The sequence below is a fragment of the Paraglaciecola sp. G1-13 genome, from assembly GCF_055809255.1.
Window position 1 is genome coordinate 1,788,328 of sequence record NZ_CM147903.1, and the last position, 25,988, is coordinate 1,814,315.

General features: G+C 44.5%; 21 protein-coding genes, 1 tRNA gene and 2 pseudogenes. 15 read left to right on the forward strand and 9 right to left on the reverse strand.

The genetic code is table 11. The features are described from left to right. Positions 1-59 precede the first annotated feature (59 nt). Both AC0L6N_RS07490 and ggt read left to right on the forward strand, forming a co-directional pair. A complete protein-coding gene (locus AC0L6N_RS07490; protein ID WP_473480208.1) occupies positions 60-1,433 on the forward strand; it encodes a Na+/H+ antiporter NhaC family protein in 1,374 nt (457 codons plus the stop codon). Positions 1,434-1,537: 104 nt separating this feature from the next. Beyond that, positions 1,538-3,241: a gamma-glutamyltransferase gene (gene ggt / locus AC0L6N_RS07495; RefSeq protein WP_473480209.1), complete on the forward strand. Its 1,704-nt coding sequence runs from the start codon at positions 1,538-1,540 to the stop codon at positions 3,239-3,241. A gap of 159 nt (positions 3,242-3,400) precedes the next feature. Here the strand turns inward: ggt and lpxH are convergent, their stop codons facing one another. After that, positions 3,401-4,141, reverse strand: a complete 741-nt coding sequence (lpxH, locus tag AC0L6N_RS07500; protein WP_473480211.1) for a UDP-2,3-diacylglucosamine diphosphatase — start codon at positions 4,139-4,141, stop codon at positions 3,401-3,403. Positions 4,142-4,195: 54 nt separating this feature from the next. Further along, the gene (locus AC0L6N_RS07505) at positions 4,196-4,690 is read right to left on the reverse strand and encodes a peptidylprolyl isomerase (RefSeq protein ID WP_006993772.1); all 495 of its coding nucleotides are present in this window, start codon (positions 4,688-4,690) and stop codon (positions 4,196-4,198) included. Between the two features lie 186 nt (positions 4,691-4,876). Here AC0L6N_RS07505 and cysS point away from each other — a divergent pair, with 186 nt between their 5' ends. Together cysS and AC0L6N_RS07515 are read left to right on the forward strand one after the other, a co-directional pair. Then, positions 4,877-6,271, forward strand: coding sequence for a cysteine--tRNA ligase (gene cysS, locus AC0L6N_RS07510; RefSeq protein WP_473480213.1), 1,395 nt, complete (start codon positions 4,877-4,879; stop codon positions 6,269-6,271). A gap of 440 nt (positions 6,272-6,711) precedes the next feature. After that, a complete protein-coding gene (locus AC0L6N_RS07515) occupies positions 6,712-7,449 on the forward strand; it encodes a hypothetical protein (protein ID WP_473480215.1) in 738 nt (245 codons plus the stop codon). Between the two features lie 82 nt (positions 7,450-7,531). On the opposite strand, the gene AC0L6N_RS07520 is transcribed toward AC0L6N_RS07515, so the two are convergent. Next, a complete protein-coding gene (locus AC0L6N_RS07520) occupies positions 7,532-8,740 on the reverse strand; it encodes an IS4-like element ISPat1 family transposase (protein WP_473480217.1) in 1,209 nt (402 codons plus the stop codon). Positions 8,741-8,874: 134 nt separating this feature from the next. Here AC0L6N_RS07520 and AC0L6N_RS07525 point away from each other — a divergent pair, with 134 nt between their 5' ends. After that, entirely contained in the window at positions 8,875-9,027 is a 153-nt protein-coding gene (locus AC0L6N_RS07525) for a hypothetical protein (RefSeq protein ID WP_473481425.1), read from the forward strand. Between the two features lie 260 nt (positions 9,028-9,287). Here AC0L6N_RS07525 and AC0L6N_RS07530 read toward each other — a convergent pair. After that, positions 9,288-10,130 (reverse strand): annotated as a pseudogene (locus AC0L6N_RS07530) (transposase); the annotation flags it as partial. 258 nt (positions 10,131-10,388) lie between these two features. Between AC0L6N_RS07530 and AC0L6N_RS07535 the strand changes: the two are divergent. Beyond that, entirely contained in the window at positions 10,389-10,541 is a 153-nt protein-coding gene (locus AC0L6N_RS07535) for a hypothetical protein (RefSeq protein WP_198136264.1), read from the forward strand. A 632-nt stretch (positions 10,542-11,173) separates the two neighbouring features. Continuing rightward, positions 11,174-11,674 carry a VOC family protein gene (locus tag AC0L6N_RS07540; protein ID WP_473480219.1) on the forward strand — a complete coding sequence of 167 codons (501 nt, stop codon included), beginning with the start codon at positions 11,174-11,176 and terminating at the stop codon, positions 11,672-11,674. A gap of 256 nt (positions 11,675-11,930) precedes the next feature. Here the strand turns inward: AC0L6N_RS07540 and AC0L6N_RS07545 are convergent, their stop codons facing one another. Both AC0L6N_RS07545 and gloB read right to left on the reverse strand, forming a co-directional pair. After that, positions 11,931-13,592 (reverse strand): LysM peptidoglycan-binding domain-containing protein, encoded by a 1,662-nt coding sequence (locus AC0L6N_RS07545; protein WP_473480221.1) that lies wholly within the window; start codon positions 13,590-13,592, stop codon positions 11,931-11,933. Between the two features lie 28 nt (positions 13,593-13,620). After that, on the reverse strand, positions 13,621-14,394 hold the full coding sequence (gene gloB / locus AC0L6N_RS07550) for a hydroxyacylglutathione hydrolase (protein WP_473480223.1): 774 nt from the start codon (positions 14,392-14,394) through the stop codon (positions 13,621-13,623). Between the two features lie 157 nt (positions 14,395-14,551). On the opposite strand from gloB, the gene AC0L6N_RS07555 reads away from it, so the two are divergent. Beyond that, positions 14,552-15,301, forward strand: a complete 750-nt coding sequence (locus tag AC0L6N_RS07555) for a methyltransferase domain-containing protein (RefSeq protein WP_473480225.1) — start codon at positions 14,552-14,554, stop codon at positions 15,299-15,301. Positions 15,302-15,397: 96 nt separating this feature from the next. On the opposite strand, the gene metG is transcribed toward AC0L6N_RS07555, so the two are convergent. After that, positions 15,398-17,425, reverse strand: coding sequence for a methionine--tRNA ligase (gene metG, locus AC0L6N_RS07560; protein WP_011574713.1), 2,028 nt, complete (start codon positions 17,423-17,425; stop codon positions 15,398-15,400). 118 nt (positions 17,426-17,543) lie between these two features. On the opposite strand from metG, the gene apbC reads away from it, so the two are divergent. Continuing rightward, positions 17,544-18,608 (forward strand): iron-sulfur cluster carrier protein ApbC, encoded by a 1,065-nt coding sequence (apbC, locus tag AC0L6N_RS07565; RefSeq protein ID WP_473480227.1) that lies wholly within the window; start codon positions 17,544-17,546, stop codon positions 18,606-18,608. Positions 18,609-18,713: 105 nt separating this feature from the next. Next, on the forward strand, positions 18,714-19,313 hold the full coding sequence (dcd, locus tag AC0L6N_RS07570; RefSeq protein ID WP_473480229.1) for a dCTP deaminase: 600 nt from the start codon (positions 18,714-18,716) through the stop codon (positions 19,311-19,313). Between the two features lie 97 nt (positions 19,314-19,410). Here dcd and AC0L6N_RS07575 read toward each other — a convergent pair whose 3' ends face one another. Further along, positions 19,411-20,361, reverse strand: coding sequence for an AraC family transcriptional regulator (locus AC0L6N_RS07575; protein ID WP_473480231.1), 951 nt, complete (start codon positions 20,359-20,361; stop codon positions 19,411-19,413). Between the two features lie 114 nt (positions 20,362-20,475). Between AC0L6N_RS07575 and AC0L6N_RS07580 the strand changes: the two genes are divergently transcribed. The 3 genes from AC0L6N_RS07580 (at position 20,476) to AC0L6N_RS07590 (ending at position 21,597) form a co-directional block, all read left to right on the forward strand. After that, positions 20,476-20,943 carry a YHS domain-containing (seleno)protein gene (locus AC0L6N_RS07580; protein ID WP_473480233.1) on the forward strand — a complete coding sequence of 156 codons (468 nt, stop codon included), beginning with the start codon at positions 20,476-20,478 and terminating at the stop codon, positions 20,941-20,943. A gap of 294 nt (positions 20,944-21,237) precedes the next feature. Further along, positions 21,238-21,426 carry a hypothetical protein gene (locus AC0L6N_RS07585; RefSeq protein ID WP_473480235.1) on the forward strand — a complete coding sequence of 63 codons (189 nt, stop codon included), beginning with the start codon at positions 21,238-21,240 and terminating at the stop codon, positions 21,424-21,426. A 94-nt stretch (positions 21,427-21,520) separates the two neighbouring features. Beyond that, positions 21,521-21,597: transfer RNA gene (locus tag AC0L6N_RS07590), tRNA-Pro, on the forward strand. 774 nt (positions 21,598-22,371) lie between these two features. On the opposite strand, the pseudogene AC0L6N_RS07595 reads toward AC0L6N_RS07590, so the two are convergent. Next, positions 22,372-23,208, reverse strand: a pseudogene (locus AC0L6N_RS07595) (transposase). A gap of 59 nt (positions 23,209-23,267) precedes the next feature. Between AC0L6N_RS07595 and AC0L6N_RS07600 the strand changes: the two are divergent. Both AC0L6N_RS07600 and AC0L6N_RS07605 read left to right on the forward strand, forming a co-directional pair. Then, complete coding sequence (locus AC0L6N_RS07600; protein ID WP_473480237.1) at positions 23,268-23,396, forward strand: hypothetical protein; 129 nt, start codon at positions 23,268-23,270, stop codon at positions 23,394-23,396. A gap of 430 nt (positions 23,397-23,826) precedes the next feature. Continuing rightward, complete coding sequence (locus AC0L6N_RS07605; RefSeq protein ID WP_473480239.1) at positions 23,827-25,893, forward strand: hypothetical protein; 2,067 nt, start codon at positions 23,827-23,829, stop codon at positions 25,891-25,893. Positions 25,894-25,988 lie beyond the last annotated feature (95 nt).

A 25,988-nucleotide genomic window follows, 5' to 3' on the forward strand; every position in this document is an offset into this window, starting at 1 on the left:
AACACTCCCCGTTCAACACACAATAATAATAGCGCACTGGCGCATATATAAGGTTCTATATGGAATGGTATTCTATCCTGCCGCCGATTATCGCAATCGTGGTGGTTTTTTGGCGCAAAGAAGTCATCTTGGCATTGATTCTCGCCATTTTCTCAGCTGAAGCATTGCTGGCCTATCGAAACGGTAGTGAGTTTTTATTCAACGGCATTATTGGCTCCATTGAGCGAGTCATTGAAATAGCGAGTTCCGCTGGTAATACACGTATTCTCATATTCAGTGTGTTAATTGGTGCTTTGCTAGCCTATATACGTAACTCGGGTGGGGTAACCGCAACAGTTGAAATGTTGATCAATAAAGGCGTGGCTAAAAGTAAGCGGCAAGTGGGTTTGTTGACCATGTTTACTGGCATAGTAGTGTTTATTGAGTCCAACTTGAGTGTATTAGCGTCGGGCATTTTATCTCGCGGATTATACGATAAATTTAAAATGAGTCGCGCACGGTTAGCGTATGTTATCGACAGTACCAGCGCACCTGTTTGTATCTTAATTTTACTTAATGGCTGGGGGGCGTTTGTTCTTGGCTTATTAAGTAATTACGAATTAGAAGAGTCTCCGGTTTCCATTTTATGGGGCACTATTCCGTTTAACTTCTACGCTATTATCGCGTTACTTATCGTCACCTACACTATCGTCACAGATAAAGTACACGGGCCCTTGCGCGAAGCCGAGCGCGAGATGCAGCAGAATAACGATGTCAGTTTGCCCATCCTCCCTAGTAAAGCGCGGTTCATGCTTGTTCCTCTGGGTACCATGATATTCGGTATGATTGGCTTTATGTTGTGGACGGGGGATGGAGATATTGCCGCAGGAAGTGGTAGCAAATCTGTGCTGTATGCAACTGTGCTGGCGTGCATGGTCGCGTATTTATTATTAATAAGCGCAAAAAAATACACCCATAAAGAATTGGTAGACGAAGGGTTCAAAGGGATGGGTGAAATTTTACCACTAGTCACTATTGTGCTGTTTTCACTGACGTTGGGCGGCAGTCTCAAAGAACTGGGAACAGGTGTTTTTGTCGCTAATTTAGTGGGTGATTATTTGCCACTGTCGTTGATAGTCCCTGTGTTGTTTTTAGCGGGAGGGATCATGTCTTTCACCACGGGAACAAGTTGGGGTACTTTCGCCATTCTTATTCCTATTGGTGTGCCACTGATTCAAACCTTAGGTTTACCCCCTTCGCTAGTACTTGCCGCAATTTTAGGCGGCGGGGTATTCGGCGATCACTGTTCGCCGATATCTGACACCACAGCCGTATCGTCGATTGCATCAGGGTGTGATTTGCTCACGCACGTTCGTACACAAATGCCCTACGCCTTATTTGGCGGAGCCTTGGCATTTATTGCGTACTTTATTGCTAGCTTGATCATGCTATAAGCGTTATCGCTCGTGCATCACTTTTGTGCTTTTGCTAATCACACAAATTACGCTGACAAAAGTGATGTGCTGAACGTTTTAAACAGTCACTATTAGGAAGTCTGATGAAATTTTCACTCGTGTTATTTTCAATTTTTATGCTTAGCGCTTGTGGTGCTCAGCAAGAGCAGCGCGCAGCAAAAACACAAAGCCAGCATGACACCTCAGCAGCGCAGCAGCAAAAAGCGGCAGTTGCTATGCCCGATGCCTTTAGTGCGGACGTGGCAAAGCAGATCATGCAAAAAGGTGGAAACGCGGTTGATGCCGCAATAGCTGCACAATTTGTGCTTGCGGTCACATTACCTGAAGCAGGCAACATTGGCGGTGGTGGTTTCATGCTGGTGTACAAAGATAAGGAGTCTGACTTTATCGACTATCGCGAGCAAGCGCCACTTGCTGCCCATCGTGATATGTACCTTGATGCACAGGGTAATGTGGTGCCATATCAATCTGTGATTGGCATTTTATCATCAGGCGTACCCGGCACAGTGGCGGGCATGTGGCTAGCCCATGAAAAGTACGGCACATTGCCGTGGAAAGACCTAGTCGACCCTGCTGTTAAATTAGCGAAGGATGGCTTCGTCATGCCCGAAAAACTCGCTGGTTACATTGGCCGTTATAGCAAGCGGTTAAAAGACAAAGGCTTTGAGGTCAATTTTGATGATTATTTCGCGTCTGCCAAAACAGGGGAAGTGTTTAAACAAGCTGAGCTTGGTGCAACGTTAGCGCTTATTCGCGATCAAGGACGTGATGGTTTCTATAAGGGTAAAACAGCAAAAATCATCGCTGATTTTATGGCTAACCATAAAGGCCTGATCACAGAACAAGATTTAGCAGAGTATGAAGCCAAAGCTCGCCAACCTATCAGTGCAAAATGGCGTGAATACGATGTGCTCACCTCACCACCACCGAGCTCAGGTGGTATCGCGATAATTCAGTGGTTAACCATGTATGACCAGCTCACCAAGGGCAAAGACGAGCTCGAGCATAATTCTGCGCCCTACATACATTTATTAGCAGAGGCAGGTAAACGCGTGTTTGCCGATAGAGCTGAGTACTTAGGAGACCCAGATTTTGTTCAAGTGCCGGTATCTGAGCTAATTGACCCAGATTACATTGCTAAGCGCGGCGCTGATATCAGCATGGACAGCATCTCAGTCACTGAGTTAATCAAGCCCGGTTTGAAAGAAAGCGAAGAAACCACGCATTTTTCGATTGTGGATAAATGGGGCAATGCAGTGTCAAACACCACCACGATCAACTTAGGGTTTGGCAGTGGTGTGGTGGTAGAAGGCGCAGGCTTTTTATTAAACGATGAAATGGATGACTTCAGTGCTAAGCCAGGCGTAGCAAATGTGTTTGGTGCAGTTGGCGGCGAAGCAAACGAAATTCATCCTAAAAAGCGCATGCTCTCTTCAATGACCCCTACCATCGTACTCAAAGACGGTGAGGTGAGTGTAGTGACGGGCTCACCCGGTGGCACCACGATTATTAGCTCGGTTTATACGTCTATTTTGAACGCGTTAGAGTTTAATATGAGCGCCCAAGACACAGTGGATGCACCGCGTTTTCATCACCAATTATTGCCTAAAGATGTTATTCGGCACCATGATGGGATTACACCAGAAGTGATTACATCATTAGAAGATATGGGCTACACCATGGAAGCTCGTCGGTTCGGTGATTTACACACGATCATCAATCGTGGTGGAGAGCTACAAGCCGGCTCTGAGTCCCATGGTAGAGGCAAATCAATGGTGTTCGAGTAGGGTACGTATTGTAGGGTTTAATCACTCATACAACTGATCCTAAAACATATAAACGGTTGCCAAAATGGCAACCGTTTTTTTTGCGTTGAATAATGTTGTTTGTTTAAAAAGGATACATGCAATATTAGCTGGAAGCGGTATCAGGCCTCTAAGGGCTGCTTACGCTTTAGGCGTAAAGAAGGGATGTGCCGTTAACGAGAGCGAGTCTTTTGTCACTTTCAAAATACTGCCTTGATCGTACCAATCGCCTAGGACGATGCGCTTGGCTGGCTTACCGTTGACAGTCAGTTCGTGAATGGCTGGGCGATGAGTATGCCCATGTATTAAGCGTTGTACATTATAGCGCGCCATAGTGTCGATCACTTCTTGCTCCGTCACATCCATGATGTCATTGGTGAGCTGCTTTTGGTTTTCTTTACTGGCTGCTCGGCCGTTATCAGCAATTTTTTGTCGTGTTTTCAAGGGTAAGCACAAGACTAACCTTGGCCACCACCAACCACGGGCTTTTTTACGGAATTTTTGATAGGCCACGTCTTTTGTGCACAGTTCATCACCATGGGTGATCAAGGTGGGTGTGCCGTATAAATCAATCACTACTTGTTCTGGCAATAAGGTAAAGCCAGCTTGTTTCGCGAAGCGTTCGCGGATCAAGAAATCGCGATTGCCATGAATAAAAAAGACCTCCACTCCAGCCTCTGCCACCTGTTTGAACGCGCTGGCGACCTGCTGATTGAATGGGGTTTGATTGTCATCGCCAATCCAGGCTTCGAACAAATCGCCTAACACATAAAGTGCATCTGCTTGTCGTGCGTCGTGCGCAAGAAACTGAAATAAACAGTGGCTAATATCTTCGCGCTCAGCAGATAGATGTAAATCGGCAATAAAGTAGGTAAAAGACATGGGGGGAGACTCGATAAAAGGCCTGTTCAGAATAAACAGGCCTCGAAAAATAGATTATTCGCTAACTTCAACTTTCTGAATAACCACATCTTCTACAGGCACATCTTGGTGGTAACCAGAGTTGCCTGTTTTAACGTCTTTGATCTTGTTGACCACGTCCATACCGTCAGTCACTTTAGCAAACACGCAGTAACCCCAGCCATCGCCAGATTCGCTACGGAAGTTCAAGAAGCTGTTGTTAGCCACGTTGATGAAAAACTGTGAGCTAGCAGAGTGCGGCTCATTCGTACGTGCCATAGCCAATGTGCCTACTTCGTTGGCAAGGCCATTGTTAGCTTCATTTTTAATGGTCGCTTTAGTTGCTTTTTGCTCCATGCCCGGCTCGAAACCACCGCCTTGTACCATGAAACCATCGATAACACGGTGAAAGATTGTGTTGTCGTAAAACCCTTCTTTGGCATAACTCAAAAAGTTAGCAACTGTCTCAGGCGCTTTGTCTGCGAAAAGCTCTACGTTAATGACGCCGTAGTTAGTATGAATTGTGACCATTTTAATGCCCTCAGGTGAATCATAAAAAATAAAAGTTCGCCATTCTAACGTAAAGCGACGCGCTTTTTAAGCAGTTGATTCATATTGATTAATGCGAGGGGAGTGACACAGTGATAGAATCGGCGCTCTGGGCACCTTTGCTCACCTTTTTACGTTACTGAACTTTTATTTATAGGAAAACGGTTAATGCTACACATATACAATACCCTGACTCGACAAAAAGAGCTCTTTACACCTTTACATGAATCAAAGGTGGGGTTGTACGTGTGCGGTATCACAGTGTATGACCTGTCGCACATGGGGCACGCACGCACGTACTTGAGTTTTGATTTAATGGTGCGCTACTTACGCCACAAAGGCTATGACGTGAATTATGTGCGAAACATCACGGATATTGATGACAAAATCATTCAACGTGCGAATGAAAATGGCGAAACGACCAGTGAATTAACTGAGCGCACCATCGCCATGATGCATGAAGATTTCGCCGCGATAGGCTTACTTGAGCCAGACATTGAACCCCGCGTGACGACCCACATGCCTGAAATTATCGAGATTATCGAGCGCCTCATTCAGCGCGGCCACGCTTATCAGGCTAAATCAGGAGATGTGTTGTTTGATGTGAGCAGCTATGTGGATTACGGCAAACTAAGTAAACAAGACCTAGACCAACTGAACATGGGCTCGCGGGTTGATGTTGACAGCGACAAAGACGACCCGATGGATTTCGTTTTATGGAAAACCGTAAAACCTGGTGAGCCAAGCTGGCAATCCCCATGGGGAGACGGGCGCCCTGGCTGGCATATTGAGTGTTCAGCCATGAATCAAAAACATTTGGGTGAGCATTTCGATATTCACGGCGGTGGCTCTGATTTGATTTTCCCTCATCATGAAAATGAAGTGGCGCAATCATGCTGCGCTTATGACACCCCGTATGTAAATTACTGGGTGCATGCGGGTATGGTGCAAGTCGACAGTGAGAAAATGTCTAAATCGTTAGGCAATTTCTTCACCTTGAGGGATGTGTTACAGCAACATGATGCTGAAACATTGCGTTATTTCTTGATGTCAGCTCACTATCGAAGTCAATTGAGTTATTCACAAAGCAATATTACTCAGGCGCGCAGTGCACTTGAGCGCTTGTATACGTCTCTTCGAGACGTAAAGGCAAATACCCAAGTCGATATGCACAGTGCTGATTACCTCGCTCGCTTTGATAAAGCCATGGATGATGACTTCAACACACCTGAGGCCATGGCAGTGTTGTTCGACGTAGCCAAAGAGCTCAACCGAGCCAAAGCTGAAGGGCAAGAAGGGCATGAGCGAGCCAGTGATTTGGCCGGCGTGCTGATTAATTTAGGCAAGGTGCTAGGCATTTTACAACGCAGCCCAAGTGAATATTTGCAAGGCGAGCAGCAAGATGATGATGAAGTGGCAGAAATCGAAGGGTTAATCAAAGCGCGTAACGATGCCCGCGCCGCTAAAGACTGGGCCGCAGCCGATGCCGCGCGAGATGGTTTAAATGCCCTCAATATTATTCTTGAAGATGGCCCCAGCGGCACAACGTGGCGCAAGGGTTAGTCTTTTTCGGGTTTTAAAAGAGACATTCAAGGCCAGCTGATTAGCTGGCCTTTTTATTGCGACGGCTTTAGTCAGCCTCTTCCTGGCGAGTGGCTGCGCAAGAATGTAAAACAAGAATGCAAAACAAGAATATCCCAACGAGTCATCATAAAGTTCAGACCAAAGCTCGCGCCTCTCGCCTCAATAAAAAATGCCATTAAATACAAATGTGGGTAGGAGGTAGTTGCTGTGTTTATATACAAGTTGGTTGCTTATTCCAGTAAACAGCAGGATCACGGAATTTTTCCATGTTTCCACTACTAAAAAACATAAAGATGGAAAAATTTTAACCTGTACAACAAGTTAAAGTGTATGCTAAAAAAGACAGATTGAGAAAGGCGGAAAACTTCCGTGATTAAATGCGGAACTTTTCCGGCTATTAATATTGTTAGGCATCACACATGGATCAGCTCTTAGAACTAGCAGATGACAGATTGATCAACGATTGTATCTTTTGCGGAGCTAAGGCAGACACAAGGGATCATGTGCCATCTAGGATTTTGCTAGATTCTCCTTACCCCGAAAACCTACCAGTAGTTGGCGCCTGTAAGATCTGTAATCAGGGTTTTTCTAAAGATGAGCAATATCTTGTTTGCTTTTTGGAATCCGTGCTTGTTGGCTCTACCGAGCCTGAAAAAATACAGCGCCCCTCTGTTGCTCGGGCTCTGAAAAGAGCTCCAGCTCTTAGAGCTAGAATCGAATCCGCAAAATCTGAATTTAATGGTCAAATAGTATTTAATCCAGAAGAAGGCCGGATTAAAAATGTAATGCTAAAACTTGCTAGGGGGCATGCGGCCTTTGAACTGAGCCAACCATGCAAAGAAGAGCCAAATCACTATTGGTGCGGCCCTTTGAGCTCTCTAGCCGAGAATTCTAAAGAAGGCTTTGATGCCGCTCATATTCAACAGATACTTGGAGAAATAGGTTCTAGAAATATGCAACGCATGTTTGCTGCAGAAGTAAGTCTAGAATCCGAGTCAGGAGAGCATAAAACAATGCAAGTGATAGTAAACGACTGGGTAGATGTTCAAGGAGGTCGTTATCGCTATCTTGCGATTGATGATATTGGTGGCGTAGTAATACGTATCGTTATTGCCGACTATTTGGCTTGTGAGGTGGGGTGGGAAATCTATGCCTAACAAAGCCATCAAAAATCGCCCACGTCGTGGGCTGGACTCGCAACAAGTTGCTCGCCTTTTATGGCGGCGCTGGGGGATCCCCTCATAGAATTGGTCTTCCTTCTTTGTGAACCCAGGTAATATATTGGGCGATAGCCCATGTCATTTGGGCTGAGTTCATCCTGTAATCTTTTGCCCTTTTCCTGACTTCTCTGCCTAGCCTAATGATAGATAACACGCGCCGATGACGGATGGTGTTAGCTTGAAATGCTCTTTCCCAATTTTGTTTTTGAGCAATGATACCGAGTAACCGTAATAGCCATTCTGCGAGCATCGCTATCAGCAGTAATATGTCGAATCGTTTGGTACAGCGACTGTTGCTGTGGCGCAGTCCCATTCCGTATTGAGGGCTTTTAATATCGCGGAAGGTTTCTTCTATTTGCATCCGTCTTGCGTAAAGAGAAACCAGTTGTTTTGAGTTAAGTTTATCGTTCTCGGGAAGGTTAGTGGCGAGTAGCCAAGGCTCTTTGCTACCCGCACGATAGCTTTGCTGGGCGGTGTGGTTTCGACCTGCCTTTGAAGAGCGTTTATCCTTTCGATGTTTGGCCTTTGCTTTGTACAAATGCAGGTGTGCATGAAGCGGGCTTTTACGCCCCAATTGCACACACCCAAGGTATTTGGCGCGAGAATTTGCACTGGGATAAAACGACTTGTTACTTTGCCATGATGCTTGCCCATCACGCTTAAATCCCACATCACCGCGCACTCGGCCTAGCCAGAACCAGCCATGCTTTTCGACTTCTCGAAACCAAGGGTTACGATAGCCTGCATCGGTCACAATCAACGGGCAACAACCCGACGGCAGGATACTCGCCAACTCCCGTAAAAACGGATTATGACTAACAGGTGAATTGTATTCACCGAATGAAAATACGCGCTCATAAAGCGTGACAGAGCGTCCTTGAACACTGACCGATGCTCGTAAGGTTAAATGCCTGAGCTGCTCACGCACATCAGACCAATCCACAAGAACAACCGGCATGGGGTTAGCACCGCAAAGTAGCTTTGCGTGCCAACGGTAGATGTCGAGCCGTTCATTATGTAGGTTGTTATTACCAAGCAGCCTGTCGATGCGTTTAATGTTGTGTTTCGGGGCCACGGAGCCTGAGATATTTAGTCCCAATTCGGTCAACGACAGTTGCTGACCATCTAGCAAAGATTGGGTGGCAACCATCAAAGAGGAAAGACGTTTGGCATGTAGATTAGGGCATTGTTTTTTAAGCAAATCGTGTAAGATATGAATATCACGCATGGTGTTGTTATCTAGTTGGTTTTTGGCGAAATTTATTAGATCAAATGGCGCTATGCGTGTCTATATTATTGTTTCTGCTCATAATTATGAGGGGATTCGTTAGAAAACGGCGTTATGTGCCAAAAGGAATTTGAATGCACAAGAATTATCAACTAATAATCGCTGGCAGCTTAAGCATCTTGGCTGCATTACTTCATATTAGTTGTATTTTAGGCGGTCCTGACTGGTATCTCTTTTTTGGTGCTGGTCAACGGATGGCTCAACTCGCCGCTCATGGCAATACTTAAATAGACAGCCATCTTAAGAATCGTGTAAAAAACTCTCCTGCTTAGTACTTACATAGACACCCATATTTAGAATTTTATAAAAACACTCTTGTTCAGGGGGGGAAATGCCTCTAAAGAAGCGTTTAGGTACTTTTCATCTGAACGATTAGGGATTTTTACTGGAATATTGAGCGTTGAGTAAGGAAGCGGGGCGCAAGGTCAATTTTCGGGCAAGGGAGTAGGCTACAGGGTATGCATGATATGTAGTGTTCGAAATTGATTTAGGCGCGCCTTAACAACTCTCTCGCTTTGGTCATTCCCCGCAGCCGTTGATGGTGGGTATGGCGCTTGAACGCATTCATCATTTGCTCCGCACCTGCTGCGTAGCAGAAGTGTTTTTCGAACTCAGTTGTTAAGGTTAACCACTGAGCAGCGTCTAATCCTAATCTTTGTAGAATAGGACTGTGAGTATTATCAATATGACCGGCCTTATCATCACGAATGCATCGGCTTGTCGTGTCTACCAATTCACAATAGTCTTTGAGTGAATACGCAATACCTCGAGGCATTTCTTCACGAGGGTTTCCTACAAACGGCATTAACACGGCCGGTTGTGGTTGTTGGTTTTTAATGGCGTGAATGCGCTTTTTGATACTGGTGTGTTCTGACGTTTCAGGTGTTTTTGCCATTTTTGCACGAATGGGGTTTAAATCTACATAGGCCATACACGCCAGTACGGCACTTTCATCTAATAAGGCCTGAGATTTAAATCGCCCCTCCCACTAATTTGTCAGGAGTAAATTAGAACAGCTTTAGCTGGCCCGCAGGGAGAGCGCCAAGGATGGCGGCGAATAAAAACGGCCAGTGCAGCCATCCTCTTTATTGGCTTCGCGAGCAATATATTCATTCAAGTCACGCATAAACCAGCTTACGTCATACAAACGTTGCCGATAGGTATCAACGGTCTCATCACAGGTGATTAGCTCTCCTTGGCTCAGCGTATCGCCATTCATAAACTTCTGAGTCAGCAAAGTGCCTCTGTGCAGCTTGTGGTAACGCCTCAACACTTCATGGCTATCCCAATTATCAGCCATTGTTTTATCCACTCATAGCACCACATGAGTCCATTTTTATCATGGGTGTCTTTATATTTTTTTTCTGTATATTTTTTTGCGAGATATTTAGCGATACAAAAAGAACGAAAAGCTAATGCAAAGTGGTGGCAGTTTTGAATTTAATTCATACAAAAAGCTCAATCAGAAAATCACTCGCTGGCCCTCGGCCAAAGCACTTCGTGTTTTCTGTTTAACTAAGCGTTATATTGCCAAAGAGGGTTAGAGTTTCATTTTCATTAATGCGCAATGTCATAGAGGAATAACATTATGGAAGATTTAGGATTTATATTTGGGATCATAGGCATGTCAATGGGTATGTCAGCGTTTACTTTTGCCATCATAACAATGAAAAAGGTGGACAAACTTGAGAGTAAACTTAAAGAGCTTGATGTTTTAAGCTCGGATTTTAAGTCTAGTTAATAATCTATTCCCTATTTGCGTTACGGCAATAGAACAAGTACTTCAAATGGGGCTGCTAAGAGTTTGCTCTGTTTCGCTTCACATTTTAGCCTACGTTTTTTTAGCCGCTTAACGCGGCGCTGGGAGATCCCCTCACAGAATAGAGCTCCCTTTTTTGTGAACCCAGGTAATAGTGATGCTGTTAAGGAAAGTAGGGCCCATGCAATTTGGGCCAGCGTTACATTCTGTCATCGGTTGCTTGTTGCATTTTGTTCGTTTCCCGACTTCTCTGCCTAATCTTCTGATTGATCTTATGATTGATAATACGCGCCGGTGTTGAGTCCGATTGGCTTGAAATGCACGCTCGCCATTTTTTAGCAAAGACACTTACACATTCACTCATAAAATGAAGCTTACTTGGACATGCTGAATAAAAAGGCCGCACTGTTTCTCTCTGGTTTTATGACGGAATTATCATAAATAAGCGTTATGGTACTTTTGAACTGGCTGGGTGTAATGAGCCCTTCTAGGGAGCATTAGGCGTAAAATAAAAGGCGTAACTAAGTCAGGGGAAGTCATGTATCGATGAAAGATAGTATTGAGCATCCCGTTCTGTTCATTTGAATATTAACTATCCGAAGAGAAGAGTATTAATGAAGCGATTTTTATTATCGGTTGGGCTGGGCGTAATGTTTTCAGCAACCACGTTAGTGCATGCACAGGCACCCAATCAGATACAAGCGCAAGAACAAAGCGTTCAAGGCGTTGATCACGTCGGGCTAGCGGTGAGTGACTTGCAGGCATCAGAGCGATTTTTTACCCAGTATGCAGGGTTTCATGTACTGAGCCGTGATGAAAAGTACCCATCTGTGTTTCTATCAAATAACAGTGTTGTTATTACGTTGTGGCGCGTGACTGACCCTAGTGCGGCTGTGGCATTTGATCGCAAAAATAATGTTGGCTTGCATCACTTGGCACTTAGAGTCAGCAGCGAAGCGACCTTGAATGCGCTGCATGACACCTTCTTGCAGGACAAGCAGGTAAAGATAGAGTTTGCACCTGAGCAAGCGGGTAACGGGCCGAACAAGCACATGATGGTGTATGAGCCTAGCGGCAATCGGATTGAGTTTATGTATCGAGCGGCAGCGCGCTAGTTCGCAGGGCGCTTTTTTGCCCGGGCACTCTCTTGGCCAAGCCCTTTATTAGCCATGCACTTTCTTAGCTAGGCATCCGATAACGGTCCTTTGGGTTGCAGGGGCTTGGCTAAAGGGGCATTTAGCAAAAGGAAAGATTGGATAAGCAAGAAAGGCTGGCTAATGAAAAAGAGGGGCAAATACCTTGACCCAAGAGAACTCGGGTCAAGAGAAACCAAAAGTGTTAGCTTCTCTTGCTAAAGTAAAGCACTCGCACTTAGGTGCGAGTGACATCCACTTTGATTTTAAGCTTCTGGCCGGGTTGTAGGTATTTTTGGGTACTTATTTGATTCCATGCGACCAAGTCTGACACATTGACCTTAAATTTTTGCGCGATTCTGGCCAATGAATCACCGCCGCGCACAGTGTAGGTGAGGGTGCGTATTACCGCATCGCTGTGTTTTTTGCTGTCCTTGCCTTTTAGCCATACCACTAGCTCTTTACCTGGGCGCAACATGTCCGTAGGGGCCATACCATTCCACTTGGCTAAGCTGCGCATGTTGACTTTATATTTACGACTTATATCCCACATGGTGTCGCCATTTTTGACTCTGTGCTTGACCTGATACGTCCCGCTTTTGTGCTTAGACTGCGAATCCGCTAAGCGCTGCTCTTGAGAGAGTGAATAAAAGTCCAATGATTTTAATGCCACAGGTATAACCAAGTATTCCCCAGCGCGGATCACATTGCCTTTTAACTCATTTACTTGGCTAATTATGTCTGTGGTGGTGTGATATTTGTGCGCTAGTTTCAACAGACTGTCGCCGCTCTTAATTTTGTGGCGAACCCAGTTTAAACGCTCTTTGGTTTCGGTTGCCGCAATAGCGTCGCTAAAGGTATCTGCTTTATCCACTGGCACAAGCAGCTTAAACGGCCCTTCGGGGTCGGTAGCCCAGCGATTATAACCTGGGTTTAACGCATGCAGCTCTTCAACCGTAAGACCTGCCATATCAGCAGCAAGGGCCAAATCAATTTGCGAGCCGACATCGACTTCTTCAGTCACTTTGATATTTTCGATAACAGGCCATTTGAACGCATAGGTTTCTGCGTTTCTAAGTATGTCTGCCAAGGCCAATAATTTGGGTACGTAAGCGCGGGTCTCTCTGGGTAAATCTAGGGCCCAGTATTCTGTGCTTTTACCCGCTTTTTTATTCTTTTTAATGGCGCGCATAACACGACCTTCACCGCTGTTGTAAGCTGCAAGGGCGTGTAACCAGTTGCCGTCGAACATTTCGTTTAAGTACTTCAAGTAAGCGATTGCGCCATCAGTTGACGCCATGACATCACGGCGTCCGTCATACCACCATGTTTGCTTCATGCCAAAACGTTTGCCCGTTGCCGGTACGAATTGCCACATACCCGCAGCGCGGCCATGTGAATAGGCGAAAGGGTCAAAGGCGCTTTCTACTATGGGTAAAAGCGCTAGTTCCATAGGCATATTTTCACTTTCAAGGCGCTCTACAATCAGGTACAAAAATGGCTTAGCACGCTTTGCAACACGTTGCATGTAGCTGGGGTGTTTTAGGTACCAGTTGCGCTGACTAGCAATGCGTTTGTTGTCTTCAAAGTCCAAAGCGAGGTGTTGACCCACGTATTGCCATACGTCGACTGCGGCAACGTCTTGCGGGATGGGTTCTGATTCAATTGTGACCTCGACTTCTTCCTCTGGGTGGGTGACAGGTATAATACCTTCATCCGCCGCTTCACAGTCGAATGCCTGATCAGCTAACTCACCGGATTGTTCACATGTTGTGGCAATTTCTTGCGCTATTTCGTGCTCTTGGTCTATCTGTTCAGCTATGTCTGAATGAGGCTCCATCATCTGACAGGCCGGTAAAATAGACACTAGCGATAGGCATAGTAGGGTATGTAAGCGCACTAGGCGTTCCTTTTATGTTTATTCTGTTTTAAAAATTGTCTTTCCATGCACGAAGCGCAGTAAACACTGATTCAGGTGTTGCGAGTGTTCTACCGGCGTAATGCTCAGCATGTTGTATGACTTCCTTGCTACTCGCGCGCAAAAACGGATTAATCGCTTTTTGCTGGCCTATTGTTGAGGGCAAGGTAGGTTTTAAATCAACCCTCTGAGATTCTGCCCAACCTTTATAGTTCAATAGTGCTTCATTATTTGGTTCAGCAGCTTGAGCAAATTTAATATTGGCTAAGGTATATTCGTGTGTACAGTACACTTTCGTGTCGTCAGTCAAAGCCGTTAGTTGCCCTAAAGATTGATACATCTGCTCTGGCGTTCCTTCGAACAGTCTGCCACAACCAGCAGAAAAGAGCGTATCACCACAGAATAATCCGCATGAACCTACATACGCAATATGATCAAGCGTATGGCCGGGCACTTCTAGTACCTTAAATTCAACATCTAGTGATGGTAGTTGAACGGTGTCGCCAGCCTGTAAGCGCTGAGTAATCGATTGTATTTGTGGGTTTTGCGGGCCATAAACGTTGACGTTTTCGAAGGCTTGTAGCAAGTCATTTACACCACCTGTGTGGTCGCTATGATGATGGGTGATCAGTATGTCTGTTAACGTTAAATTGTTGCGGCTGCAGAATTTAATGACGGGTTTAGCGTCACCTGGGTCAACCACCGTGCAGGTTTCACCGTTGATTAGGCACCAAATATAATTATCCTCGAATGCTTTAATTGGTCTTATTTTCAGGGATGACATAATAATCTCCAGTGACAACAATAATGAAACAGGTGTAAAGTAATCCGACATTATACATATTCAAAATCCATGTGCATGTACTAGTCTGCAATATGTTGACTACTAAATGTGTAATATGTTGCTACATTTTCGGTAAAAATAGGTTTGTATTGTATTGATGAAGCCAGCGTTACTTGACAAAAAACCACGTTACCCCCGCTCATGGTCGACGCTACCCAATGGTGCAGAGCGTAAAGCCATTGTAGAAAGCGAACTCGATATCATCACTCAACAGTTTTTTGGTTACCACTTGGTTAAGGTGGGTAATTTAAGCAGTGAGTTAACTTTAAGTAAGTGCTCAATTAAGCATTGTGTCAACATGGTTGCAAAAGAGCATGAGTCGGCTGGCATGCGCTCGTTGTCTCGCGACATGGCGTTAAAAGAAAGCAGTGTAGACGGGTTTGTATTAGCCCATGAATTGGACTTTGCCCAAGACCCTCATCAAATTTTACGGGAAGTAGACAGAGCCATTATGCCTGATGGCGATTTAGTGATTGTGGGCTTTAACCCGCTCAGCTTAACTGGCTTGAGAAAGTTAGTCTGGTTTAACCGCCAGAGTATTTTGCAAGAAGCGCGTTTTTTTAGCGTCCCGCGTATTAAAGACTGGTTGCATTTATTGGGGTTTGAAGTGACTCAAGTTACTTACCGGCCGTACTCAAAATTTTTTATCACTAAACCGAATAATATCATCACCCGTTGGTGCAAGCGTTTTTTACCTCAGTTGGCTAGCATGTACGTTATCGTCGCGAAAAAGCGCACGGTGCCTTTGTCGCCTATCAAGCCTAAATGGCAGCTTAAACCAAAATTTAGTGCGGTAGGGGCGAGTATCCGTGCAGGTAGTGTCAACAGTGAAAAGCCGCAAAGCTGACATCAGCGAGCAGGTGTTGCACACATAAAAAAGCCCATTTAGGAGTTGGCCTAAGCGGGCTTATTGGCTATTTAGTTAATTGGCTGAAGGAAGGTGTTACTTCACTTTCATGCCAGGTTGTGCGCCTTCGTGTGGCTCCATGATCCATAAGTCTTTGCCGCCAGGACCTGCTGCTAGCACCATGCCTTCAGACATGCCAAAACGCATTTTACGCGGCGCTAGGTTTGCCACCATAACCGTTAACTTACCCACCAAATCTTCTGGTTGGTAAGCAGATTTAATGCCTGCGAATACTTGGCGGGTCTCACCACCTAAATCAAGCTCTAAACGCAATAACTTGTCCGCTTTTTCGACGTGCTCAGCGACCACTATTTTAGCAATACGCAGGTCTATTTTAGCGAAGTCATCAAACTCGATCGTGTCACTGATAGGATCTTTCGCCAACGGGCTGTTTGGGTCTAGCGTTACCGTCGGTGCTAGGTTTTCTTTTGAGTCATCTACCATGGCGTTCACCTTGTCCATATCTACTCGTTGCATTAGTGCTTTAAATTTATTGATTTCATGGCCAGTTAGTACACTTTGAGCGCTGCTCCAGCTTAAATCATCGTTCAAGAAGGCTTCGGCTTGCTCGGCTAATTTGGGCACAACGGGTTTTAAATACACCATTAACAGGCGGAACAAGTTTATACCCAATGAACATACATCGTGAGTGAAGGCTTGTTTGCTTTCATCTTTGATGGTGACCCAAGGGGCGTTGGCATCAATGAACTGATTAGCTTTGTCCGCTAGTGCCATAATTTCGCGAATGGCTTTGTGATACTGGCGCTCTTCAAATGCTTGGGCAATGCTCGCTTGTGCATGCTGAAATTCAGCTACTAACGCAGGCTCAAGCACGTTGTCTGACAGCTTGCCGTCGAAACGTTTGGTGATAAAGCTGGCACAACGACTGGCGATGTTAACGACTTTGCCTACTAAGTCTGAATTGACTTTCTGTGCGAAATCTTCAAAGTTAAGGTCGATGTCTGTCACGTTCGCGCCCAGTTTAGAGGCGAAGTAATAACGCAGATACTCGGGGTTTAAATGTTCTAAATAAGTCCGGCCCTTAATAAAAGTACCTTTTGACTTAGACATTTTGGCACCGTTAACGGTGACAAAACCGTGCACGTTAACGCCCGTAGGTTTTCTGAAACCGGCGCCTTCAAGCATGGCTGGCCAGAATAGACAGTGAAAATAGGTAATGTCTTTACCGATAAAATGGTACAGCTCAGCGTCAGAGTCAGCGCCCCAGTATTCATCGAAGTTAATGCCGCTGCGATCACACAAGTTTTTAAAGCTCGCCATGTAACCGACGGGTGCATCAACCCATACATAAAAGAATTTGTTGGGTGCACCGGGAATTTCAAACCCGAAGTAAGGTGCGTCGCGACTGATATCCCACTGTTGTAGGCCTTTTTCAAACCATTCTTCAAGCTTGTTGCTGATTTCGCTTTGCAAGGCATCGCTTTTCAGCCAGTTTTGCAGCATGTCTGAAAATTGCGGTAAGTCGAAGAAGAAATGCTCTGAGTCTTTTAAAATCGGGGTCGCGCCTGAAACCACTGATCGTGGGTTCTTCATCTCTGTGGGGTCGTAAGTCGCACCGCAGTTATCACAGCTATCGCCGTTTTGATCTTCAGCACCACAGCTAGGGCAAGTGCCTTTTACAAAGCGATCCGGCAAAAACATGTTCTTTTCAGGGTCAAACAACTGGCTGATAGTGCGCTTTGAAATATATCCCGCATCGTTTAAGCGGTTGTAAATCAGTTCAGACAGCTCTTTGTTTTCGTCACTGTGGGTAACGTGGTAGTTGTCATATTCTACGAAGAAGTCGAGCAAATCTTGATGATGCTCTTCACGGGTACGCGCCACCATTTCCTCTGGCGTAATACCTAGCTCTTGGGCTTTGAGCATAACGGGCGTACCATGTGCATCGTCGGCACATACACTGTATATTTCGTGGCCACACATTCGTTGAAAACGCGTCCAGATATCCGTTTGGATATGCTCTAAAAGGTGACCCAAGTGAATGGAGCCATTTGCATAGGGAAGGGCGCTGGTAACAAGAATTTTACGTGGTTGTGACGACATGTTTATTTCGGTTTCTTCGTTTAATTAAAAAGGCCGCAAATGGTATCGAAAATAAGCCGCCATTGCATTAGCTAATAGCTACCTAGGGCCAAAATCATCGTTATTAAGTAGGAGTGTCATGTTATTTAGCCGGTCAACACCAGAGCAAAAACGTCAGTCATTGGTTTCAAAGCAACTCGCGGCGCAATTCGAACTCACTGATAAGCACGTCGGTACATGGGTGACGGTCTCCGGTGAAGATGTTCTCATCACTTTACCTTTTGCAGCCGCAGCCGTTCACGATGTGCTAGTAGCGCGTATTAAAAAAGTAGCGGACGAGCAAAAGCTACCTATACAGAACATAGTCATCGAAACAGACATTCAAGCATCGCCCACGAAAGTCGCTAAAGTCCCTAACATTAAAAACATCATTGCCGTTGCTTCAGGTAAAGGCGGGGTGGGTAAGTCGACCACCAGTGTGAACATCGCCTATGCATTGATGGCACAAGGAGCAAAAGTGGGGTTATTAGATGCTGACATTTATGGCCCTTCAATCCCAATCATGTTGGGAAATACCGATTCAACGCCTGCCTCTCGAGATGATAAAACCATAATACCCTTTGCGGCCCACGGCTTGGTTGCAAGTTCTATTGGTTATTTTGTGCCAGCTGAGAACGCGACAGTGTGGCGAGGGCCGATGGCCAGTAAAGCCCTTGAACAATTATTGCGTGAAACCGACTGGCCAGAGCTAGATTACTTAATTGTTGATATGCCGCCGGGCACGGGGGACATTCAATTAACGCTCGCTCAACAAATGCCAGTCAGTGCTGCGGTGATCGTGACCACCCCACAAGATTTAGCGGTAGCAGATGCCAGTAAAGGCATTGCGATGTTTAATAAGGTCGATGTGCCGGTGCTGGGCCTAATTGAAAACATGAGCTTGTACATTTGCCCCAAGTGCGGTCATCAAGAGCATATCTTTGCTCAAGACGGCGGAGTGGAATTGGCCAAGCGTAATAAGGTGCCATTACTCGGTCAATTACCATTAAACATTAAAATTCGTCAACATACCGATGAAGGTACGCCTTTGTTGGTGGCAGAGCCAAACGACCCCCTAAGCCACACCTACCTAAAATGTGCAGCAGCTGTTTCAAAACAGCTTTATATGAATGGTTTGATGGACTTGCGCATACAAAATATTTAAAAACGTTGAACATAGCCTCTTAGCTACGCATAATTGCGCGGCTAAGCGGCTGTCATCTTTTATGATTCGCCAAATACCCAAAACCTATTTACTGAGTTAAACATTATGCGTTTGTGCGACAAAGACATTCTGACCCATCTTCAAGAAGGCAAGATATCGATTACCCCTGAGCCTGATTATGCTGAGATCAGTGGCGTAACCGTCGACATTCGATTAGGCAACAAATTTCGTGTGTTCACTGAACACCAAGCGCCATACATTGATTTAAGCGGCCCTAAGGCGCAGGTTCAAGAAGCACTAAACACTGTGATGAGTGATGAAATCAGCGTTGAGCAGGACAAGTCATTCTATTTACACCCAGGAGAGTTAGCGCTCGCAGTGACCCTTGAGTCAGTGACCTTGCCTGGCAATATTGTTGGTTGGTTAGATGGTCGCTCGTCACTGGCGCGGTTGGGGCTGATGGTGCATGTTACTGCGCATCGCATTGATCCCGGTTGGTCAGGCAACATAGTGCTAGAGTTTTTCAACAGCGGTAAATTGCCACTTGCGTTAAAGCCAGGCATGAAAATAGGTGCGCTGAGCTTTGAAGTGATGTCAGATTTTGCAGAAAAGCCCTACAACGCGCGTGTTGATGCCAAATACAAAAACCAAGAAGGCGCTATTGCCAGCCGCATTAGTGGCGATGACAAAACAAGCACTCAGTAAAGGCTTTGTTATTTAACATTGCATGTGCCTATTAAATTGCACGCGCCTATTAAAACGGTTGGGAATGACACGCCAACCGTTTTGCTTCCATTTTATGTTACTGCTGTTCACTTAAAGCCCGTACCGCACCGGGGCTAACACCAAGTACCCGCTTGAACGCTTTTGAAAATGACGACTCATTTTCGTAGCCACTGGCAAGCGCCGCATGCAAGGTCGTCACGTTTTCATCGGCTAACATCCTGTAGGCTAGGCCTAAACGCCACTGCGTAACATATTCCATCGGGGATTGGTGCAGCACAGACTTGAATAATTCGTTAAAACCCGCTCGCGACATAAAGCACTGCTGGGCGAGCATTTCCACGGTCCATTTTTTGTCAGGCTCCCTGTGAATAGCTGCCATAGCGGCTCCCAGTTTTGGGTGAGCCGTGGCCGCAAGCACGCCATTGTCCGCTGGCAAATGTTCCCGAAAAATGATGGCTAGAATCGCCTCGGCGATACGGCCCATAATCAGTGCAGAGCCTTTATTAGGCTGCTTTGATTCATCTAGCAGGGCATCAAGTAAATAGTTTAACCCCGACGCACTGGTGCTGACTGTTTGGTGTTTTATGATGATAACGCTGGGTAAATGCTTTGTTACACTAGCGACAAGCGGATGGTGATGGCTGAAATAACCACAGACTAACCCGGTAGCACTGGGATGGATGCCACTTGCATAGTTCTGAGAAGCCGCGGTATTGACCACTGCCGACGATCCTAAATCGCCACTGATGACGTGCTCGCTATCGCGGGGGAACAACACGACATCGCCCTGTACCAATTCGATAACGGTGTTTTGCTTTTGGTCGCATTCGCTGTGTTTATCACCTACATGTTCACTCTCACGTTTAACGCTAGGCAAGGTCAAAAAACACGTGCCGTGGCTGACAACATGAAAGTTCATGTAATGTGTGCCCGAGGTATTGATGGCCCAACTGCCACAGTATTGCCCGTTGTGGAAGACGTTTGCAGAGACTTTAAAGGTCGCGAATAACTGATTTAATACATCCATAGACGTTGTGACATAACCTCTGGTTTTATAGACATAGTGGCAATACTCACCACTGTTTACACTATTCCTCGTTGACTGCTTCAATTTTTGAACATCTAAACCGAGGACATAAAAATGAAAAAACTATTTACCCTTAAATCACTCTTTACTGCTGTTGCCATTACGGTATCAAGCTTCAGTTTCGCCGGCGTTGATACCCAAACCGATAGCAACGACGTTATTTTAGCCGGTCATGACGCCGTTGCTTACTTTACGCAAAACAAACCTGTGCTAGGTAAAGCGGAATATACTGCTGTGCATAATGATGCCATTTATCGTTTTAGCAGTGCTGCGAACCGAGATGCATTTAATGGCAACCCAGATAAATATGCTCCTGCATATGGCGGTTTCTGTGCCTTTGGTGCTACCTTCGGTAAAAAATTCGACATCGACGGCAAAGCTTTTGAAATCGTTGATGGCACCTTGTATGTAAACAAAAACCCTGACGTGTACAAAGCGTGGAAAGAAGACATTCCTAAGCATTTGGGTGAAGCCAACGAACAATGGCCAAGCATTGAGTTCACGCCGAGTAACGAGCTTTAATCTTATCGACTAGTATGGACTCTCGCTAAGGATGCCCTTACTAGCGGCGCACTCATTCGCTATGCCATGGTTCGTAAAGCATGGTTCGCAAAGCATGGCTAGTGCGTCTTTACTGCCAATGAGTGAATGAGTAAGCGCAGCACAAAAACATAACCCCACACGTTGGGGTTTGTTCGTTACTTTGTCGGGTAGTGTCACATCAGACCGGAGCGACATTGGTATTCATTCACTTTGATTGACCTTAAAGCCGCACACTGTTGAGTGAATAAAGTATCGTTGGAAATCAGTTTTATAATGTGCGATACGAAGACGGATAGGGTGCTAAGGCTTGGGCAAGTGATTAATCGAGACGCACCGCGCGCAACGTCAGGCGCCAGAGACGTTCGAGCTGGTAGAACGCCAGAATATGCACAATGGCAAGCGAAAGTGACGGATAAAAAGAGTGAAGAACGTGACAGAAAAACGGTCAAACCGATCGAATAAGCTGCAGTTTGAACAACAAATAAGCGAACGAACAAGGTAAAGCATATTTCTCATTGCAAAAACGCCAGATTTCCGTATTATGCGCGTCTTCGGTCGGTGTGTAGCGCAGCTTGGTAGCGCACTGTCATGGGGTGTCAGGGGTCGTAGGTTCAAATCCTATCACACCGACCAATTCAACTGCCCTCAAATTCCTATACCAAGAATTCCTACTCTATCAAATATCTCTGAACTTATGACATGAGCGCGAAGCGATCACAGTCGTGTTCACAAAGTTGTCGGGAACAATTTTGAACGTGCGCAGGGCGAAGCACAGGATGTGCGGAGTAAATCCTATCACACCGACCAATCTATCTCTTATTTTTCAATGATTTACCCCATTCATTGAATGCCTCTCTAAATTAGCGTCCTATAATCGCCCCATAATTGTCACAATATACAGTTCTTGTATCTTGGATTTCAGTTGCATATTTTGTTGACCAAAATGACATCGTTACTCTGGGTCTTAATTGGATTGTTATCGAATTTAAAGTGATAAATTTGTCTCGGCTTGAAACTAGTTATTCCTGAGCTTTACTAAACAGGACTTAACTATGAGCAACAAAACAAGTCAGCGTGATCTGCAAATCACTTTTATTCATCAATTTAAAAGAGCAACAAGAGCAGAATGACCCGATAAATTTCGTGTGTGCTGGTACTTCAATCCAGAAACTCTCGACTACATTTATGAGCAATTACATAGACACCCATCTTTAGAATCGTATCAAAAACTCTTCTGCTTAGAAGGGGGGAATACCCCTCAACAAGCATTAAAGTACTTTTCATTTGAATGATTGGGGATTTTTACTGGAAAAGTGAGCGTTGAGGAAGGAAATTGTGCTTAAGGTCAATTTTTAGGCAAGGGGCTAAGCTACAATATACGTAGGGAATGTCTCCTTTAGGGTTGTTTCAAGCACGCTTTAACAACGCTTTCGCTTTGGTCATTCCTCGCAGCCGTTGATGATGGGTATGGCGCTTAAACGCATTCATCATTTGCTCCGAACCTGCTGCGTAGCAGAAGTGTTTTTCAAACTCAGTTGTTAATGTTAGCCATTGCGCAGCGTCTAATCCTAATCTTTGTAGAATAGGACTGTGAGTATTATCAATATGATCGGCCTTATCACCTCGAATGCATCGGCCTGTCGTGTCTACCAATTCACAATAGCCTTTGAGTGAGTAAGCGATACCTCGAGGCATATTTTCACGAGGATTTCCTACAAACGGCATTAAAGCACTCGGTTGCTCTCATTTATTTTTAACCGCCTGAGCACGTTTTTTGATACTGGTGTGCTTTGACGTTTCGGGTGTTTTTGCTATTTTTGCGCGAATGGGGTTTAAATCTACATAGGCCATGCACGCCAGTACAGCACTTTCATCTAACAGGGCTTGTGATTTAAATCGCCCCTCCCACTAATTTATCAGGAGTAAATTAGAACAGCTTTAGCTGGCCCGCAGGGAGAGCGCCAAGGATGGCGGCGAATAAAAACGACCGGTGCAACCATCCTCTTTGTTAGCTTCACGAGCAACATACTCATTCAAATCACGCATAAACCAACTCATGTCGTAAAGGCGTTTTCGGTAGGTTTCAACGGTCTCATCAAAAGTGATTAGCTCTCCTTGGCTTAGCGCATCGCCATTCATAAATTTCTGAGTCAGCAATGTACCTCTGTGCAGCTTGTGATAACGCCTCAACACTTCATCGTTATCCCAATTATCAGCCAAGGCTTTATCCACACATAGCACCACATGAGTCTACTTCAGGCATCCTGTCTTACGCCCTTCGGGCCAGCTAAAGCTGTTGTAACATGTTCCCGACATTTTTACTGATTATTCATGACCGCATTGGCATAAATACGGTAGCCGCGCTATCTATGGCGAATACCGTAGATAAAAACAATAAACGCTCTTCTACCGAGCCTCGGGGATGCGCGTAAGTTTTTCAGAATATTCATCGACCCATAAAAATCAAGTGTATTTGAGCCCCGTAAATCACTCAGTTTTAAGATGAGCATTATCACTAATTGTTAAATGTATATGAAATTTGTGCATTGTTGACAATTTATTGTTAATAAATATATCATCGCTAACGTGAAAAAAATTAACCCATTTATTAACCCAAAAATAACGGGTTAATGAATGGGTAATGTATCGCTAGTCTGTGGCCATTGGTAATAGCTTGTTCGAATTACTATGAAAAAATAATGGCAACATGGATATTTTATTACGACACAACATTTAAGCCTTCTTACTCAGTGTTGATTTTTGTTGAGTACTAAACGCTATATTTACGTTGCTACAACGCAAAATGATAAACGCGACATCTGGTAAGTTATTGAAATAAGAAATGGTAAGGTAAAATTTATAATGATAAAAAAATACAATAATAAATGGTCTCTACAAAAAGTCGCTGTAACGCTTTTGCTTACAACGACTTCCAACAGTTTTAACATTGTTCATGCAGCGGAAAATAAAGTTTCTGTTGATGTTAATTTAGACACTAAACATCGTATAGGTAATATTGAGCGCTTTAACCGTGAAAAATTCATCTCATTGCATTCGGCCCCAACAGAAAATGAATGGGATCATGATAACAAAGGTAACAACGCCAAATCAGATCTAATTGGTAGCTTTATTAATGGTTATGATGTGTATTTTGGCCGTGATACGGGATACATGAAAAATCAATTATTTGCTCAAAAGCAAGATGGTAATCGTTTAGGCTTTATTGATGAATCTGTTTTAACTACGAAGGGCAATGCCGCAATTAACTCATTTGAAAACAGTAACGCTACTCGGTTTGTTAACGCCAGACGCTTTAAAAATAGATCTAAAGATATGGTTGTTGGTGGGCAAGTACATCCTTATTATCCTGACGGCACTAATATTGGTAATAGTAATTGGGCATTCTCACAAAAAAACACTGACCAAGAGCCTATTGGTACCGCTACAGGCCATTACATGGGGCAGTTTCTACAAAAATATTTTGCGCAAACGAACACAGCTGCAGGTGCGCCTAAACCTGCTTATTTAGAAGTTGTAAATGAACCTTTGTATGATCTAAATATTGCACCTAAAGACGGACGAGATAAGGCACCTATAGCTGATATCTTCAAATACCATAAAAGTGTCGCGCAAGAAATTCGTAAAAGTAATAATCAAGCATTAAACAAAAATATTAAGGTTGCAGGCTATACCGTTGCCTTTCCTAACTATGATTGGGATAATTTTGAACGCTGGGAAAGCAATGACAAATTTTTCATTGATACGGCAGGTGCCGATATGGACGTATTTTCTATTCATCTGTATGACTTTCCAACTCACCCTCGAGGAGAGGAATATCGACGAGGCAGTAATGTCGAAGCAACACTCGATATGCTAGAGCAATATTCAAATATTAAATTCGGTCGTACTAAACCATTATTAATTTCAGAATATGGTGCATCTGTACATGCTTTGCGAAACAAACGATGGTCACAGGTAAGAGATGCTGAAAAGTTACGCGGTTATAATGCACTATTAACGCATTTTCTAGAACGTCCTGACGTTATAGCTAAAGCAATTCCTTTTATTCCCGTGAAAGCTGAATGGGGTCGTCATGGCGACACCGGCTACCCTTATGAAAATAGATTAATGAGACAACAATTTGAAAAAACAGGGCAAACAGGAACCGATTGGGTCTACACTGACTTAGTAAAGTTCTTCGAATTGTGGTCTGAAGTTAAAGGTATACATGTAGACAGTTGGGCATCTGATCTTGATATCATGGTCGATGCATATGTACAAAATAATAAAGCACATATCATAATGACGAGTTTAGAGTTTCAAGATACTGATGTTGCATTAAAAGCACTTGGGATCGATGGAAATACGATCAAATCAGTCCAAGTAAAAACCTTGTCTTATGATAATAACAACCATGCAAAATTGGCTACTAAAACAATGTCATCGGTACCTAAAACCGTTTCTTTGCCGAAAGAAAGTACCCAAATCATGACAATTACTTACCACAATAAAATTAACATTGATAAGGTGAACCAACAGAACAAATATTATGCCACTACCTATAAGCAGCCTATAAAAGCGAACGTGGATATGTATTTTAATATCAAAGATGTGGAGGTAGGAGCACAAGGCGAAGCCGTTTTACGTTTAGGTATTGGTCGAGAACACGGTAAATCGCTCACACCGACAGTAAACGTGAATAACGTACCAGTTGAAGTGCCTACTGACTTCAGAGGGTATGACCAGAAACAAGGTAAAACTCGCAACGGACGCGCAAGTTTCTTTGGCGTCATTGAAATACCTGTGTCACATGATCTACTACAAGGCAGCAATTGGATACGTATCAACTTTGATGATGCCGGCGGATTTGTAACAAGCGCAGCTTTGCAGGTTGTTAACAGTAGTGACGAGATTACGCGATCACTTTAAAAAATCAAAGGACGCGAACCTGACACAACACATTTGGTCTAGATTTATAGTTTGTTGCTCATTGAGCTAATGCCTATGTCTAGACCGCTTCGAGT

Coding starts and splice junctions, on each gene's coding strand:
- AC0L6N_RS07490 (WP_473480208.1), top strand. CDS start 60: ATGGAATGGTATTCTATCCTGCCGCCGATTATCGCAATCGTGGTGGTT.
- ggt (WP_473480209.1), top strand. CDS start 1,538: ATGAAATTTTCACTCGTGTTATTTTCAATTTTTATGCTTAGCGCTTGT.
- lpxH (WP_473480211.1), bottom strand. CDS start 4,141: ATGTCTTTTACCTACTTTATTGCCGATTTACATCTATCTGCTGAGCGC.
- AC0L6N_RS07505 (WP_006993772.1), bottom strand. CDS start 4,690: ATGGTCACAATTCATACTAACTACGGCGTCATTAACGTAGAGCTTTTC.
- cysS (WP_473480213.1), top strand. CDS start 4,877: ATGCTACACATATACAATACCCTGACTCGACAAAAAGAGCTCTTTACA.
- AC0L6N_RS07515 (WP_473480215.1), top strand. CDS start 6,712: ATGGATCAGCTCTTAGAACTAGCAGATGACAGATTGATCAACGATTGT.
- AC0L6N_RS07520 (WP_473480217.1), bottom strand. CDS start 8,740: ATGCGTGATATTCATATCTTACACGATTTGCTTAAAAAACAATGCCCT.
- AC0L6N_RS07525 (WP_473481425.1), top strand. CDS start 8,875: ATGCACAAGAATTATCAACTAATAATCGCTGGCAGCTTAAGCATCTTG.
- AC0L6N_RS07535 (WP_198136264.1), top strand. CDS start 10,389: ATGGAAGATTTAGGATTTATATTTGGGATCATAGGCATGTCAATGGGT.
- AC0L6N_RS07540 (WP_473480219.1), top strand. CDS start 11,174: ATGAAGCGATTTTTATTATCGGTTGGGCTGGGCGTAATGTTTTCAGCA.
- gloB (WP_473480223.1), bottom strand. CDS start 14,394: ATGTCATCCCTGAAAATAAGACCAATTAAAGCATTCGAGGATAATTAT.
- AC0L6N_RS07555 (WP_473480225.1), top strand. CDS start 14,552: ATGAAGCCAGCGTTACTTGACAAAAAACCACGTTACCCCCGCTCATGG.
- metG (WP_011574713.1), bottom strand. CDS start 17,425: ATGTCGTCACAACCACGTAAAATTCTTGTTACCAGCGCCCTTCCCTAT.
- apbC (WP_473480227.1), top strand. CDS start 17,544: ATGTTATTTAGCCGGTCAACACCAGAGCAAAAACGTCAGTCATTGGTT.
- dcd (WP_473480229.1), top strand. CDS start 18,714: ATGCGTTTGTGCGACAAAGACATTCTGACCCATCTTCAAGAAGGCAAG.
- AC0L6N_RS07575 (WP_473480231.1), bottom strand. CDS start 20,361: ATGGATGTATTAAATCAGTTATTCGCGACCTTTAAAGTCTCTGCAAAC.
- AC0L6N_RS07580 (WP_473480233.1), top strand. CDS start 20,476: ATGAAAAAACTATTTACCCTTAAATCACTCTTTACTGCTGTTGCCATT.
- AC0L6N_RS07585 (WP_473480235.1), top strand. CDS start 21,238: ATGTGCGATACGAAGACGGATAGGGTGCTAAGGCTTGGGCAAGTGATT.
- AC0L6N_RS07600 (WP_473480237.1), top strand. CDS start 23,268: ATGTTCCCGACATTTTTACTGATTATTCATGACCGCATTGGCATAAAT.
- AC0L6N_RS07605 (WP_473480239.1), top strand. CDS start 23,827: ATGATAAAAAAATACAATAATAAATGGTCTCTACAAAAAGTCGCTGTA.